The organism is Brevundimonas sp. GW821-FHT02A10 (assembly GCF_059422025.1).
The window spans coordinates 369846-383921 of the sequence record NZ_JBWKWC010000002.1 but is presented as its reverse complement, the minus strand read 5'-3'; the positions used below and the strand labels follow the sequence as shown (position 1 = coordinate 383921).

Sequence of the window (14076 nt, the reverse complement as noted above, 5' to 3'; positions counted from 1 at the left end):
ACGACCCCTCATCCGAGCCGCTTCGCGGCCCACCTTCTCCCGCAAGGGGAGAAGGATCAGAAATTACTCCGCCGGCGTTTCCGCTTCCTCGGCCGGGTGGTGGTGGTGCTGACCGCCGAACCACTTGTCCATGCGGCGCTCCAGCCGGGTCTTGACCCCGTCGATCAGGCTGAACACCACCGGCACGAAGAGCAGGCTCAGCGCGGTCGAGGTGATCAGGCCGCCGATGACCGCGATGGCCATGGGCGAGCGGAAGGCCGTGCCCTCGCCGACGGCGGCGGCGATCGGCAGCATTCCCAGACCCATGGCGAAGGTGGTCATGATGATCGGCCGGGCCCGCTTGTGGGCGGCGTCGATCAAGGCCTCGCGCTTGGGCATGCCGCCGCGCATGGCCATGATGGCGTAGTCGACCAGCAGGATGGAGTTCTTGGCCGCGATCCCGGTCAGCATGATGATGCCGATCAGGGCCGGCATCGACATCGACTTGCCGGTGATCAGCAGGGCGAAGAAGGCGCCGCCGAACGACACGGGCAGGGCCGCGAGGATGGTGATCGGGTGGAAGAAGCTGCCGAACAGCAGCACCAGCACGACGTACATCAGCAGGATGCCGGTGAAGATGGCGAAGGCGAAGCCCGCGCCGAGTTCGGCGTTGGATTCCGCATCGCCAGTGAGCTGTTGGCGAACGCCCTGGGGCAGTTCCTTCATGGCCGGCAGTTCGTTGATAGCGGCGGTCGCGACACTCAGTGTCGTGCCCGAGGTCTCGGCGGTGATGTTGGCGACGCGCAGCCGGTCCAGACGGTCGATCTGGTTGGGACCGGCGCCGAAGCTGATGTCGGCGACGGCGGACAGGGGCACGACGGCGCCCGAGGCCGTCGGCACCTTGAGGTTCTCCAGCACGCCGAGTTTGGTGCGGGATTCCTCGGTCAGCATGACGCGGATCGGCACCTGACGGTCACCAAGGTTGAATTTCGGCAGCAACTGGTCGGCGTCGCCCAGGGTGGCGACACGCGCCACCTGGCTAATGTCCTGGGTCGAAACACCCTGCAGGGCGGCGACGTCGGCCTTGGGTGTGATCAGCAGTTCCGGCCGGACGAGGGCCGAGGACGACACCACGTTGGACAGGCCCTGAACACCGCGCATCTCGCGCTCCAGCCGCGCCGCGGCGGGCTCGAGCAGGGTGGGGTTATCGCTGACCAGGGCGACCTGCATGATGCCCGCGCCGCCGGCGCCGGAGCCGCCGAACTGGACCCGGGCGCCCGGCGTCTGACGCAGTGTCGGGCCGAAGTCCTTCTCGAACTCCTGCTGGCTCAGCTTGCGATCGCTGCGCGGCTTCAGGTTGACGGTCAGATTGGCCTTGCGCACCTCGCCCGCGCCGGAGCCGCCGCCGGGGCCGAAGCTGACCGTCGCCGAGCCGATGGAGGAATAGACGGATCTCACCTCGGGTCGCTTCAGAAGCTCGGTATTGATCCGCTGCACGGCGGCGTCGGTCTCGTCCAGCGTCGTGCCGGGCGGGAGCTGGATCGTCAGGCTGGACCGCGACTGATCCTCGACCGGAATGAACTCGCCGGGCAGACGGGTCGCCAGGAAGATGGAGAAGATGAAGAACAGCAGGCCCATCCCCATCACCCAAAGACGATGGTCGCAGAAGCGGGCGCGGACCCGCTTCATGAAAGGCGGCTTGCGCGTGGGTCGCGACAGATCGAAGTTGGCGTTTGGAGCCTGACCCGCAACGGCCGGAACTACCTTGCCGCGATCGCCCAGCGCCCATTCCAGGGCGTGGAGATAGGGCGCCATCCAGAACGGATCCTTGTGCTCCTTGCCCTGGTCGCGCTTGAGCAGATAGGCGCCCATGAGCGGGGTCAGGGTTCGGGCGACCAGCAGGGAGAACAGCACGCTGACGCAGGCCGCGATAGCGAAGCTGACGAAGAACTGACCGACGATGCCGGGCATGAAGCCGGTGGGGGCGAACACCGCCACCAGGGTCGCGGTGGTGGCCATGACCGCCAGGCCGATCTCGTCGGCGGCTTCGATGGCGGCCGGATAGGGCGGTTTGCCGTCGCGGATGTGGCGGACGATGTTCTCGATCTCGACGATGGCGTCGTCGACGAGGATGCCGACGGTCAGCGACAGGGCCAGCAGGGAGACGACGTTCAGCGACTGGCCGGCCATGTCCATGATCCAGAAGGTCGGGATCAGCGACAGGGGCATGGCGATGGCGGCGATCAGGGTGGCGCGCCAGTCGCGCAGGAAGACCAGAACCACCAGAATGGCCAGAAGGGCGCCCAGCAGCAGGGCCTCGACCGAGGCATGGAAATTATTGATCACGTCGTCGGTGGTGTTGGCCACCTGTTCGATCGTCACATCCGAACGCTCGGCGTCCAGTTTCTCGATCTCTTTCAGGGTGTTGTGATAGACGTCGACCTCGGACGAACCGATGGCGCGAGCCACGCCGAAGCCGACGACCTCCTTGCCGTTGAAGCGCGCGCGACCGCGCTGTTCGGACCATTCGTCGGTGATCTCGCCCAGATCGGCCAGACGCACCGACCGGCTTCCGACCGGGATCAGGGTCTCGCGCAGTTGCTCGACGGTCTTGGCCGAGCCGACAGTGCGGATCGCCTGTTCGGCGCCGCCCAGCTCGCCCCGCCCGCCGGGCAGGTTGATGTTCTGGGTGCGCAGCTGGTTGGAGACGGCGGCGGCGGTGACGCCGGCGGCCTCCAGACGGTCGGGGTCCAGTTTGATGCGGATCTCGCGGCTGACGCCGCCGTCACGACTGATCTGGCTGACGCCCTTCACGGAAAGCAGGCGTTTGGCCACGGTGTTGTCGACGAACCAGCTGAGCTCCTCGGGGCTCATGCCCGGCGCGCGAACCACATAGTTGGCGAAGGGGATGGCGCTGAACTCGATGCGCTGGACGATGGGCTCCAGCACGTCCGCCGGCAGGTTCTGGCGCACGCCGGCGACGGCGTTGCGCACGTCATTGGTGGCCTTCTCCAGGTTCACGCCCAGCTGGAACTCGATCGAGGTCGTGGAGACGCCCTCATTGACCACGGACTGGATGTGCTTGACCTGACCCAGACCCGCGACCGAGTCCTCGACCAGACGGGTGACTTGGGTCTCCATCTCGGTCGGGGCGGCGCCCGACTGGATCACCGTCACCGCCACGACCGGCAGGTCGATGTCGGGGAAGTTGTTGGTCCTGAGCTTGAAGTAGCTGGTCAGCCCCGCCACCGTCAGGACGATGAACATGAGCACGATGGGGATCGGGTTCTTGATCGCCCAGGAAGAGATGTTCTGGAAGCCCATGGCCGGGGTCCTTAGCGGGCGGCCGGAGCGGCGGCGGCAGGCGCAGCGGCGGCCGGCGCCGCGCTGACCGTCACATGGTCGCCGTCGCCGAGGAAGCCGGCCCCCTGGACCACGACGCGGGCGCCGGCCTGCAGGCCGTTGGTGATCACCACCGTCTGGCCCGACCGGTCACCGGTCGTGACGGGGGTGAAGCGGACGGTGTTGTTGGCGGCGATCAGATAGACGCCGGGCTTGCCTTCGCGGAACACCACGGCCGCGGCCGGAATGGTCAGGGCCGGGGCGTCGCCGACGTCGATCTCTGCGCGGGCGAACATGCCCGGACGCAGGCCGCTGCCGGGGCTCAGGGTGACGCGGGCGATGCCGAGACGGGTCTGGGCGTCGACCTGGGGCGTGACGATGCGCACGCTGCCGCTGACCGGGCCGTTGGCCTGTTCGGAAGTGATGACCGCGCCCTGACCCGCGCGGACCAGCGGCAGTTCGGTCTCGGGCACCTGGGCGTCGAGTTCGAGACGGCCGTCGCGGACCATGCGGAACAGTTCGCTGCCGGCCGAGATGATCTGGCCCTTGGTCACGCTGCGGCTGATGATCAGGCCCGAGACGGGCGCGCGGATGGTGGCCTGGTTGACCCGGGTCTGGGTCTCCGACAGGGCCGCGCGGGCCGAGGCCAGATTGGCCGCCGAGGCGCGCTGGTTGGCGAGCGAGGTGTCGAGGGAGGCCTGGCTGAGGAAGCCCTTCTCCTTCAGCTGCTGGGCGCGGGACAGGGCCGCGTCGTCGCGGGCGACATTGGCCTCCGCCGTCTGGACCTGCGCCTGTTGCTGGCGCAGCTGGGCGCGCAGCAGGACGTCGTTCATCTGTACCAGCGGCTGACCCTGACGCACGTACGAGCCTTCATCGACGTAGAGGCCGACCGCCGTCAGACCGCCGGTCTCGGCGCCGACCGGCACCTCTTCCCAGGCCGAGACGCTGCCCGAGGCCGAGACCTTGCGGCGCAGGCTGGTCAGGGTCGCGGTCGCCGCCGTCACCGTCTGGCCGGCCGCCGCCTGTTCCTGCTGCGCCTTCTTCGCCGCGTCTTCCTTGCCGCCGCCGCAGGCCGCCAACAGGGCCAAAGTCGCCGTCAGGGCCACGCCCGCATAGGCGCTGCGGGTCCGTGTCATGGTCGTGAGGGCCATGGGTCAGTCGTCCTGTCGATAAGCGCCCGCCCGGGGGAAGCGAGGCGAGAACGTCGAGCTGACGTTCCGGGTTCACTCGCCTTACCGCGTTCGCAGCCCGTTCTCAAACGCCAGCTTCGCCATTACCGGATTGTAATCCGTGCCGGAACCGGTTCCAGATCGGGCCTTCGAAGCCTGTCGCTTAGCCGAAGATTGGCGTTCCGACGCCCTCCATGCTAACCGCGCCGCACAATGACGACGCCCCCAATTTCCCGAATCCGCAACTTCAGTGTGGTAGCCCACATTGACCACGGCAAATCCACGCTTTCCGACCGGTTGATTCAATTTACCGGCGGCCTGACCGCGCGGGAAATGTCGGCTCAGGTTCTCGATAATATGGAGATCGAGAAGGAGCGGGGGATCACCATCAAGGCGCAGACCGTGCGCCTGAACTATAAGGCCAAAGACGGGCTCGACTATGTCCTGAACCTGATGGACACGCCCGGTCACGTCGACTTTGCCTACGAGGTGTCGCGGTCGCTGGCGGCGTGCGAGGGCTCGCTGCTGGTCGTGGATGCGTCCCAGGGCGTTGAAGCGCAGACGCTCGCAAACGTCTACCAAGCCATTGATAATAATCACGAAATAGTTCCGGTCCTGAACAAGATCGACCTGCCGGCGGCTGAGCCCGACCGGGTGCGTCAGCAGATCGAGGACGTCATCGGCATCGACGCCTCGGACGCCGTCATGGCCTCGGCCAAGTCGGGCATCGGCATCGAGGAGGTGCTGGAGGCCATCGTCACCCGCCTGCCGGCGCCGAAGGGCGAGCTCGACGCCCCGCTGAAGGCCATGCTGGTCGACGCCTGGTACGACCCCTATCTCGGCGTCGTCCTTCTGGTCCGCGTCTTCGACGGCGTGCTCAAGGCCGGCCAGCGCATCAAGATGATGCAATCCGGCTCGACCCATCTGGTCGACCGCGTCGGCGTCTTCCTGCCCAAGAACACCCCGGTCGACCAGCTCGGCCCGGGCGAGGTCGGCTTCATCACCGCCCAGATCAAGGAAGTCGCCCACGCCGCCGTCGGCGACACCATCACCGACGAGAAGAAGCCCACCGCCGAACCGCTGAAAGGCTTCAAGGAAGTCCAGTCGGTGGTCTTCTGCGGCCTGTTCCCGGTGGACGCGGCCGACTTCGAGGACCTGCGCGCCGCCATCGGCAAGCTGCGCCTGAACGACGCCTCCTTCACCTATGAGATGGAATCCAGCGCCGCCCTGGGCTTCGGCTTCCGCTGCGGCTTCCTCGGCCTGCTGCATCTGGAGATCATTCAGGAGCGCCTCAGCCGCGAGTTCAACCTCGACCTGATCGCGACCGCTCCCTCGGTGGTCTACAAGATCCAGCTGCGCGACGGCACCGAGATCGACCTGCACAACCCGGCCGACCTGCCCGACGTGATGCAGATCGAGTCGATCGCCGAGCCGTGGATCAAGGCCACCATCCTGACCCCCGACGAATACCTCGGCAGCGTCATCAAGCTGTGTCAGGACCGCCGCGGCTCACAGGTCGAACTGTCCTACGTCGGCTCGCGCGCCTTGGTGGTCTATGAGTTGCCGCTCAACGAAGTGGTCTTCGACTTCTACGACCGGCTGAAATCCATCTCCAAGGGCTATGCCTCGTTCGACTACGAGATCACCGACTACAAGGTCGGCGACCTGGTGAAGATGTCGATCCTCGTCAACGCCGAGCCCGTCGACGCCCTGTCGATGCTGGTCCACCGCGCCCGCGCCGAGACCCGCGGCCGCGGCATGGTCGAGAAGATGAAGGAGCTGATCCCGCCCCATATGTTCGTCATCCCGATCCAGGCGGCCATCGGCGGCAAGATCATCGCCCGCGAAACCGTCCGCGCCCTGCGCAAGGACGTGACGTCGAAATGCTACGGCGGCGACGCCACCCGCAAGAAGAAGCTCCTCGAGAAGCAGAAGGCCGGCAAGAAGCGGATGCGCCAGTTCGGCAAGGTCGAGATCCCGCAGGAAGCCTTCATCGCCGCCCTCAAGATGGACGAGGACTGATCATGGTCGCCCCCTATATTCCGACCCCCGCCCCCAATACGCTCGAAAAGGCCCTCGCCGCCCTTCTCGCCGACCCGGTCAAGGGACAGGCGGTGTTCGAACACGCCCTGCTGTTCGAGGTCGTCTATGTCGTCCCCACGGACGGCGTCCCGCCCGAGGGTCAGGTTCTGGGCGTCGACCGCCCCTTCATTCTGGAAGGCGTCACCCTCTCGGACGGCCAGAAGCCGACCGCCCTGTTCACCTCGCCGGAAAAGGCCAAAGCCGGCTTCGGTCCCGACACCCCGGTCATGGGGATGCGCGGCCTGCACGCGCTTCAGGCGCTTGAGGCCAACGGCGTCGTCCTGAACCCCGGCGCCCCGCCCGGACTGACGCTCAGCCCCGCCGAGATCGCGGCGATCGTCCTCGACGTCAGCGACGCCCGTCTTCAGGTCGGCGACGTCACCCTGAGCGCGCCCGAACGCGAGCCGCTCAACCTCGTCGCCCGCCTGCGCAGCGCCGTCGCCATCCCGCAGGTCTCCGGCGCCTGGCTGGCCCGCGCCGTCTGGGCCGACAATCGCGCCGACGGCTGGTATCTGGAAGTGCGCGGCAAGACCGGTCTGGCCGAGATCCGCCGCCGCGTCACCGCCTCCATCGTCGGCCTCGACTTCCATGGCGAGACCCTGGAAATGAGCATCGCCCCGGAAGGCCCGGGCGAAGGCGTGGGGTTGCGGCTGGTTTGAGGGGTAAGGCGGGAGATTGATTTTGTTCCCTTCTTGTTCTCCTGGCGGAAACCTGGCACTCTGTCATCCTGGATAAACGCGGGAATCAGCCGTGTCGGAGTATGCGATCATGGTGAAGCAGGCGGGTCGGGCGGTGGCCGATAAGGCTGTCGATCTCGGCTATATCGAGGGGCCTGCGAAACCTGCTGTCGCCCAACCGAAGCTTGAGCTGGTCCACGCCGGAGTTGGTGCAGGCACGGACGTGGCCGACTTTACCTTCATCGACCTGTTCGCCGGGATTGGCGGGTTGCGACGGGGGTTCGAGTCGATCGGCGGGAAATGTGTCTTCACCTCCGAGTGGGACAAGTACAGCCAGAAGACCTACGCGGCGAACTTCCCGAACGACGATCACGAAATCAACGGCGACATCACCAAGGTGGATGTCGAGGACATCCCGGCCCACGACGTGCTGCTGGCCGGCTTCCCGTGCCAGCCCTTCTCGATCGCGGGCGTGTCCAAGAAGAACGCCCTAGGCCGCGCCCACGGGTTCGAGGACAAGACCCAAGGCACTCTGTTCTTCGACGTGGCGCGGATCATCAAACACCACCAGCCGGCGGCCTTCCTGCTGGAGAACGTCCGCAACCTAGTCAGTCACGACAAAGGCAAGACCTTCCAGACGATCAAGGAAGTCCTCCAGGATCTCGGCTATACGATAGACTGGCGTGTGATCGACGGCCGCTACTGGACGCCGCAGCATCGCGAGCGGATTTTCATCGTCGGCTTCCGCGAGGATCAGGCCTTCCGCTTCGCGGATATGAAGATGCCCGACGCCGCGCCGAAGCTGGAAGTCATCCTGCATCCCGGCGATGGATCGGAAGTTCCGGACCAGCGGTTCACCGTCGGCAACTCGGGCCGGGTCTCGGACAAATATACCCTGACCGATCACCTGTGGAACTATCTGCAGCGCTACAAGGAAAAGCACCAAGCGGCCGGCAATGGCTTCGGCTTCGGTCTGGTCGGGCCCGGCGACGTCGCCCGCACCCTGTCGGCGCGCTACTACAAGGACGGGTCGGAAATCCTGGTGAAGCGGGAAGGGCAGTCGGTCCCGCGTCGTCTGACGCCGCGCGAATGCGCCCGGCTGATGGGCTTCGACAGCGCCCAGGGCAATGAGTTCATCATCCCTGTGTCGGACACCCAGGCCTATCGCCAATTCGGCAACTCAGTGGTTGTCCCGGCGGTGAAGGCCGTCGCCGAACATGTGAAGCCGCACCTGTTCCGGGCCCTCGGCAAGAAACCCAAAGCCGCCGTTGGCTGACGTCGTCGATCCGGCGACCCGTAGCCGGATGATGTCCGGTATCCGGGGCAAGAACACCAAGCCGGAACTGACCATCCGCAAGGCGTTGCACGCGCGTGGCTTCCGTTACCGGCTGCACTGCAAGCTGCCGGGCAAGCCGGATTTGTGCCTGCCGAAATACCGGGCCGTGATCTTCGTCCACGGCTGCTTCTGGCACGGCCACGATTGTCATCTGTTCAAATGGCCTTCGACCCGGCCGGAGTTCTGGCGGGAGAAGATCGGGCGGAACCGGGCGGTGGATGCGGCAGCGGAAGCGAAGCTGCTGGCCGATGGGTGGCGGGTCGGGACGGTGTGGGAGTGCGCTTTGAAGGGGCGGCAGCGGTTGACGTTAGATGACCTGACGGACGAACTGGTCGGGTGGTTGAAATCCGACAGGACCGGACTGGCCATCAGGGGCAGTTGATGAAGCGCGGTCATCTCTCGAGTTATTTTGCCGGCTTGGGCGTGAAGTCGCTGTCCGGAACCGAGGTCGACCCTTCGGTGTCTCGCGGCCATGAACTTCAGGGCGTGGATGCATTTCAGACCTTTCTCGGGGTGCCGACGGAGAAGCGGTCCATCATCGCGAAATACGTGTGGCTCGCTGACGACGAGGAGCCGCAGGTCTTTGAGGGGGCTGTCACCTGGTATGATAGCCGACGCGGGAAGGCTCATCGGGAGCCAGAACCTCGAATGTATTACCCGGTTGCCGCTGAGCCGATCGTCTACAGGGCCAATGCGGGAGATACCCTTTTTGTCCTGTGTGGCCGTGATGAGAGCCTGACGCTTCTGTTCTGTTCGAGCGGGAGCACCATAGAGAAGCAGCTCCTCTGGCTTTTCGGCCTCACTATTGGCGGTGACGAGGCCGTGGAGCGCGATCTTCGCGGCAATGACGACGTCGAGCTTGGTCTGTCAGCCAGATACGTTCTGGGCCTGATCGGGGTAGACGCGAGCGTTGAGGACGCGACCTATCTGTCCAAACTCGTCAAGAAATTTGGCAACCGCTTTCCGACCACAGCCGTCTTTTCGGCTTTCGCGCGACAGCTTTTCGGCCAAGCCAATATCCTCGCTGACCCCGACGGCACCCTTATGAGCTGGCTCGAGCTGGAAGAACTTCTCTTCTACACGTTCGAAAGGCACTTGATCGCTGAGCGACTGGATCAGGGGTTCGCCAACGGCGGCCAGACAGATGTCGATGGCTTTGTGCAGTTTTCTCTGAGCGTCCAGAACAGGAGAAAATCGAGAGCAGGCTATTCGCTCGAAAACCACCTCCAATATCTGTTCGCTGAGTCTGGATTGGAGTTTGAGCGCGGCGCCCAGACGGAAGGGAAGCGCAAGCCAGACTTCCTGTTCCCCGGTTCAAGGGCCTACCACGACGCAACCTTCCCAACAGAACGGCTCCTTCTGTTGGGGGCGAAGTCAAGTTGTAAGGACCGTTGGCGACAAGTGCTCTCTGAAGGCGCGCGCGTTCAGGCCAAACATCTGGTGACGCTGGAGCCGGGTATTTCGGTCAACCAGACGGACGAAATGCAACAGGAGAGACTTCAGCTCATTTTGCCGGCTGGCATTCACACCACCTATCAGCCCGCTCAACAGCAGTGGCTCATGTCAGTCAGCGACTTCGTCGAGCTCGCCGCCAAGAGGCAACGAGATGCCTGAGCTAACCTGACGCATCGTGTCGCCCCTTCCTGACCGCTGCGTGGTCTGTCCTCCCCATCGCCCGGCGGCGATGGGGAGGTGAAGTCGGCCTCCGCTACGCTTCGTCGCCGAAAGGGCCGTTGACGCCGCGGGCCTTGAGGAAGGCCTTGATGTTGCGGGCGGCCTGACGGATGCGCTGTTCGTTCTCGACCAGGGCGATGCGGACATAGCCCTCGCCGTTCTCGCCGTAGCCGACGCCGGCGGCGACGGCGACCTTGGCGTGGGTGAGGAGCTGTTTGGAGAACTCCAGCGACCCCAGATGCGCCAGCGCCGGGGGCAGGGGGGCCCAGGCGAACATGGAGGCGGCGGGTTTGGGGATCTCCCAGCCGGCGGCGGTGAAGCTCTTGCACAGGACGTCGCGGCGCTTGTGATACAGGGCGCGGTTCTTCTCGACGATATCCTGCGGCCCGTTCAGGGCGGCGACGGCGGCGGCCTGGATGGGGGTGAAGGCGCCGTAGTCGAGGTAGGACTTCACCCGCGCCATGGCCGCGATCAACCGCTTGTTGCCGACCGCGAAGCCCATGCGCCAGCCGGCCATGGAATAGGTCTTGGACAGGGAGGTGAACTCGATGGCCACGTCCTTGGCGCCCGGGACCTGAAGGATCGAGACGGTCGGCTTGCCGTCGTAATAGAGCTCGGAATAGGCGAGGTCGGAGATGATCCAGAGGTCGTTGGCCTTCGCAAAGGCGACGACGCGCTCATAGAAGGCCAGGTCCACCGTCTCGGCCGTGGGGTTGGACGGATAGTTCATCACCAGCACCTTGGGGCGCGGCACGGTGTAGGCCATGGCCCGCTCGAGCGCCTCGAAATACTTCTCGTCGGGCGTGGTCGGGACGCTGCGGATGGCGGCGCCGGCGATGATGAAGCCGAAGGTGTGGATCGGGTAGGAGGGGTTGGGGGCCAGGACCACGTCGCCGGGCTCGGTGATGGCGGTGGCGAGGCTGGCCAGACCCTCCTTGGAGCCCATGGTGACGATGACCTCGGTCTCGGGGTCGAGGTCGACGCCGAAGCGGCGGGCGTAATAGTTGGCCTGGGCGCGACGCAGGCCCGGGATGCCGCGCGACTGGGAATAGCCGTGGGCGTCGGGGTTGCGGGCGACCTCGATCAGCTTGTCGATGACGTGGGCGGGCGGGGGCAGGTCCGGATTGCCCATGCCGAGGTCGATGACGTCCTCGCCGGCGGTGCGGGCGGCGTGACGCATATTGTTGACTTCGGCGATCACATAGGGCGGCAGGCGCCGCATGCGGTAGAATTCTTCGGACATCGTCGGCTCACAGGGAAGGCTTGCCGCCGAGGTGAAGCCAAGGGGCGGAAGACGCAAGAGGCTTGCGTGATCCGCCCTCAGAAAGATGCGTCAGAGGCCGAGCGCGGTGCGGTAGTGGGGGTGGACGATGTCGGCCCATTCGCGGTGCTTCTGGATATAGCCGGCGAAGAAGGGGCAGGTGGGCAGGACGACGAGGCCGCGGTTGCGGATGTCGGTCAGGACGTGTTTCGCCAGACGGCTGGCGATGCCGCGGCCTTCGAGCGGGACCGGAACGAGGGTCTCGGAGATCAGCAGGCCGCCGGCGACCTCATTGTACTGGACCACGGCGGTCTGGCCGTCGACGACCAGCTCGTAGCGGTGGGTCTCGCGGTTGTCGGTGATTTCGGGGTCGAGGTCGGACATGGGGGGACTTTCAGGATGGGGAGGGGCGCCCGCTCCGGAGAGCGGGCGCGGAAGTCGGGGATCAGGCCTGGATGAAGGCCAGCAGGTCGGGGTTGATGACGTCGGCGTGGGTGGTCAGCATGCCGTGCGGGAAGCCGGGGTAGATCTTCAGCTGGCTGCCCTTGACCAGGGCGGCGGAGAGCGGGGCGGAGTCCGCGATCGGCACCACCTGGTCGTCGTCGCCGTGCAGCACCAGGGTCGGGACGGTGATGGCTTTCAGGTCCTCGGTGAAGTCGGTCTCGGAGAAGGCCTTGATGCCATCGTAGTGGGCCTTGGCCGAGCCCATCATGCCCTGCCGCCACCAGTTCTGGATGACGCCTTCCTGCGGTTCGACGCCTTCGCGGTTGAAGCCGTAGAAGGGGCCGGCGGCGACGTCGCGGAAGAACTGGGCGCGGTTGGCGGCGGTGCCGGCGCGGAAGCTGTCGAAGACCTCGATGGGCAGGCCGCCGGGGTTGGCCTCGGTCTTGAGCATCAGGGGCGGGACGGCGCTGACGAGGACGGCCTTGGCGACGCGGCCGGCGCCGTGTTTGACGACGTAGCGGACGACTTCGCCGCCGCCGGTCGAGTGACCGATGTGGACCGCATTCTTCAGGTCGAGGGCCTCATAAACGGCCGCGGCGTCGGCGGCGTAGGTGTCCATGTCGTGGCCTTCGGAGGCCTGACCCGAGCGGCCGTGGCCGCGGCGGTCGTGGGCGACGACGCGGAAGCCCTTGGCCAGGAAGAACATCATCTGGGCGTCCCAGTCATCGGCGCTGAGGGGCCAGCCGTGGTGGAAGACGATGGGCTGGGCGTCTTTCGGGCCCCAGTCCTTGTAGAAGATGGGCGTACCGTCGGCGGCGTTCACGAAGGGCATGGTTCTGATCCTGATTTCAGAGTTGGGGGACGAAGCTTGGGTACTCACCGGGGAGGGGCTTTCGTCGCCGCCGCGACCGGTGTGAGGCCAAGCTACCCGAACCCTGAGGATCGGAAATAGAAACGGTCGAAACACATTGTTTCTGAAAGGCGCAGTTTCGGAAACGACCGTTTACGAATCCGCGACCGTCGTCGAACGGTGATCTTCGCTCGTCAGAGGCCCAGCAGGTCGGACCAGCGCCAGCGGCCCGCGCCGAGGGCGAGACGCGGATCGCCGGGAGCGTCTCCGAGGCGGATCAATACCAAGCCGTTGACGACCTGGGCGCGGCAGGCGGCCGGGGCGAAGGCGACCTCGACGGCGATAGCCTGACGCAGGCCGGCCAGACCCTTGCCCTCCTGACCGGGGTTCCTGAGCCAGTCGCCGTTCCAGACCAGCAGGGCGCCGCGACCTCCGGAGAGAGACGAATGGGCGCTGGCGGCGACGGCGCGGATATTGGCGTCGCGGCGCAGCACGGTCTGGAGGCGTTCGACCATGTCGCACCGGCCGCCGCCGGTTCCGCTGCCCGGACCCGCGCCATTGCCGGAGCCGAGGCCGGACCCGTCGCCGGGGCCTGTGCCCTGACCCGATCCGGCGGTCAGGGCTCCGGCCAGTTGGGCCTCGCCGACGACCGAAATCTGGCCCTCGGTCGAGGCCGGGGCGGCGGCCGCGACGACCGTCGGGACCGTGGGGGGAGGAGTGCGGGCCGGACGATGGCGAACAGGCGCCGGGACGGGTTTGGGCGCCGGCAGGGGGGCGGCGGGTTCGGGCGCTTTTGGAGGCGTGGGTTTCTCGGCCTTCTCGGCGGGAGCGCCGCCGCCGGGATCGGAGCCCGGCGTGGGGGCGGGCGGGGCGACGGGCGGCGGCTCTGGCCGGGTCAGGGTGACGACGACCGGCGGGTCCATCGCCAGGGGCGGCGCGTGGGTCGCGAAAGGCAGGAGAAGGGCGACCAGAAGCAGGTGGAAGCCGACGCTGGCCGCCACGGCGATCGCACGACGGCGCCGGGTTCCGGGTCGCGTTCCGGCCCGGGTGGCGTCCTGTCTCTCTGAAGGCGGCGTCGACACGCGAAAAAAAGATCATTCGCGCGCGTCAGGAACGTGGCGGCGACCTCGCGCGTTTCGCTTCGCGAAAGGTCCCAAGTCACTGAAAATCTTATGGTCAAGCTGACGTAATCCGGCCCTTTCCCGGTCATTCTGAGGCCGATTCCGACCTTGCACCTGACCGGGCGCATTCACGCGGACGTC

11 protein-coding genes are annotated in these 14076 nt (G+C 66.1%); 5 read left to right on the top strand and 6 right to left on the bottom strand.

The window, feature by feature from the left end:
- Window positions 1–63: 63 nt before the first annotated feature.
- Window positions 64–3303, bottom strand: coding sequence for an efflux RND transporter permease subunit (locus AC07U0_RS08310; RefSeq protein ID WP_494719558.1), 3240 nt, complete (start codon window positions 3301–3303; stop codon window positions 64–66).
- 11 nt (window positions 3304–3314) lie between these two features.
- Window positions 3315–4472: an efflux RND transporter periplasmic adaptor subunit gene (locus tag AC07U0_RS08305; protein ID WP_494719557.1), complete on the bottom strand. Its 1158-nt coding sequence runs from the start codon at window positions 4470–4472 to the stop codon at window positions 3315–3317.
- 231 nt (window positions 4473–4703) lie between these two features.
- Here AC07U0_RS08305 and lepA point away from each other — a divergent pair, with 231 nt between their 5' ends.
- The 5 genes from lepA (at window position 4704) to AC07U0_RS08280 (ending at window position 10199) form a co-directional block, all read left to right on the top strand.
- Complete coding sequence (gene lepA / locus AC07U0_RS08300; protein ID WP_494719556.1) at window positions 4704–6512, top strand: translation elongation factor 4; 1809 nt, start codon at window positions 4704–4706, stop codon at window positions 6510–6512.
- Between the two features lie 2 nt (window positions 6513–6514).
- Window positions 6515–7231 carry an SseB family protein gene (locus tag AC07U0_RS08295; RefSeq protein ID WP_494719555.1) on the top strand — a complete coding sequence of 239 codons (717 nt, stop codon included), beginning with the start codon at window positions 6515–6517 and terminating at the stop codon, window positions 7229–7231.
- A 91-nt stretch (window positions 7232–7322) separates the two neighbouring features.
- Window positions 7323–8525, top strand: a complete 1203-nt coding sequence (gene dcm, locus AC07U0_RS08290; protein ID WP_494719554.1) for a DNA (cytosine-5-)-methyltransferase — start codon at window positions 7323–7325, stop codon at window positions 8523–8525.
- A complete protein-coding gene (locus tag AC07U0_RS08285; RefSeq protein WP_494719553.1) occupies window positions 8518–8967 on the top strand; it encodes a very short patch repair endonuclease in 450 nt (149 codons plus the stop codon). The genes dcm and AC07U0_RS08285 overlap by 8 nt, the downstream gene beginning before the upstream one ends.
- The gene (locus AC07U0_RS08280; protein WP_494719552.1) at window positions 8967–10199 is read left to right on the top strand and encodes a type II restriction endonuclease; all 1233 of its coding nucleotides are present in this window, start codon (window positions 8967–8969) and stop codon (window positions 10197–10199) included. The genes AC07U0_RS08285 and AC07U0_RS08280 overlap by 1 nt, the downstream gene beginning before the upstream one ends.
- 94 nt (window positions 10200–10293) lie before the next feature.
- Here the strand turns inward: AC07U0_RS08280 and AC07U0_RS08275 are convergent, their stop codons facing one another.
- The 4 genes from AC07U0_RS08275 to AC07U0_RS08260 all read right to left on the bottom strand — a co-directional run bounded on the left by AC07U0_RS08275 (window position 10294) and on the right by AC07U0_RS08260 (window position 13815).
- A complete protein-coding gene (locus AC07U0_RS08275; protein ID WP_494719551.1) occupies window positions 10294–11502 on the bottom strand; it encodes an LL-diaminopimelate aminotransferase in 1209 nt (402 codons plus the stop codon).
- Between the two features lie 90 nt (window positions 11503–11592).
- Entirely contained in the window at window positions 11593–11904 is a 312-nt protein-coding gene (locus AC07U0_RS08270) for a GNAT family N-acetyltransferase (RefSeq protein ID WP_492031434.1), read from the bottom strand.
- 61 nt (window positions 11905–11965) lie between these two features.
- The gene (locus AC07U0_RS08265; protein WP_494719550.1) at window positions 11966–12796 is read right to left on the bottom strand and encodes an alpha/beta fold hydrolase; all 831 of its coding nucleotides are present in this window, start codon (window positions 12794–12796) and stop codon (window positions 11966–11968) included.
- 212 nt (window positions 12797–13008) lie between these two features.
- Window positions 13009–13815, bottom strand: coding sequence for a hypothetical protein (locus tag AC07U0_RS08260; RefSeq protein WP_494719549.1), 807 nt, complete (start codon window positions 13813–13815; stop codon window positions 13009–13011).
- Window positions 13816–14076: the final 261 nt, after the last annotated feature.

Coding starts and splice junctions, on each gene's coding strand:
- AC07U0_RS08310 (WP_494719558.1), bottom strand. CDS start 3,303: ATGGGCTTCCAGAACATCTCTTCCTGGGCGATCAAGAACCCGATCCCC.
- AC07U0_RS08305 (WP_494719557.1), bottom strand. CDS start 4,472: ATGGCCCTCACGACCATGACACGGACCCGCAGCGCCTATGCGGGCGTG.
- lepA (WP_494719556.1), top strand. CDS start 4,704: ATGACGACGCCCCCAATTTCCCGAATCCGCAACTTCAGTGTGGTAGCC.
- AC07U0_RS08295 (WP_494719555.1), top strand. CDS start 6,515: ATGGTCGCCCCCTATATTCCGACCCCCGCCCCCAATACGCTCGAAAAG.
- AC07U0_RS08280 (WP_494719552.1), top strand. CDS start 8,967: ATGAAGCGCGGTCATCTCTCGAGTTATTTTGCCGGCTTGGGCGTGAAG.
- AC07U0_RS08275 (WP_494719551.1), bottom strand. CDS start 11,502: ATGTCCGAAGAATTCTACCGCATGCGGCGCCTGCCGCCCTATGTGATC.
- AC07U0_RS08270 (WP_492031434.1), bottom strand. CDS start 11,904: ATGTCCGACCTCGACCCCGAAATCACCGACAACCGCGAGACCCACCGC.
- AC07U0_RS08265 (WP_494719550.1), bottom strand. CDS start 12,796: ATGCCCTTCGTGAACGCCGCCGACGGTACGCCCATCTTCTACAAGGAC.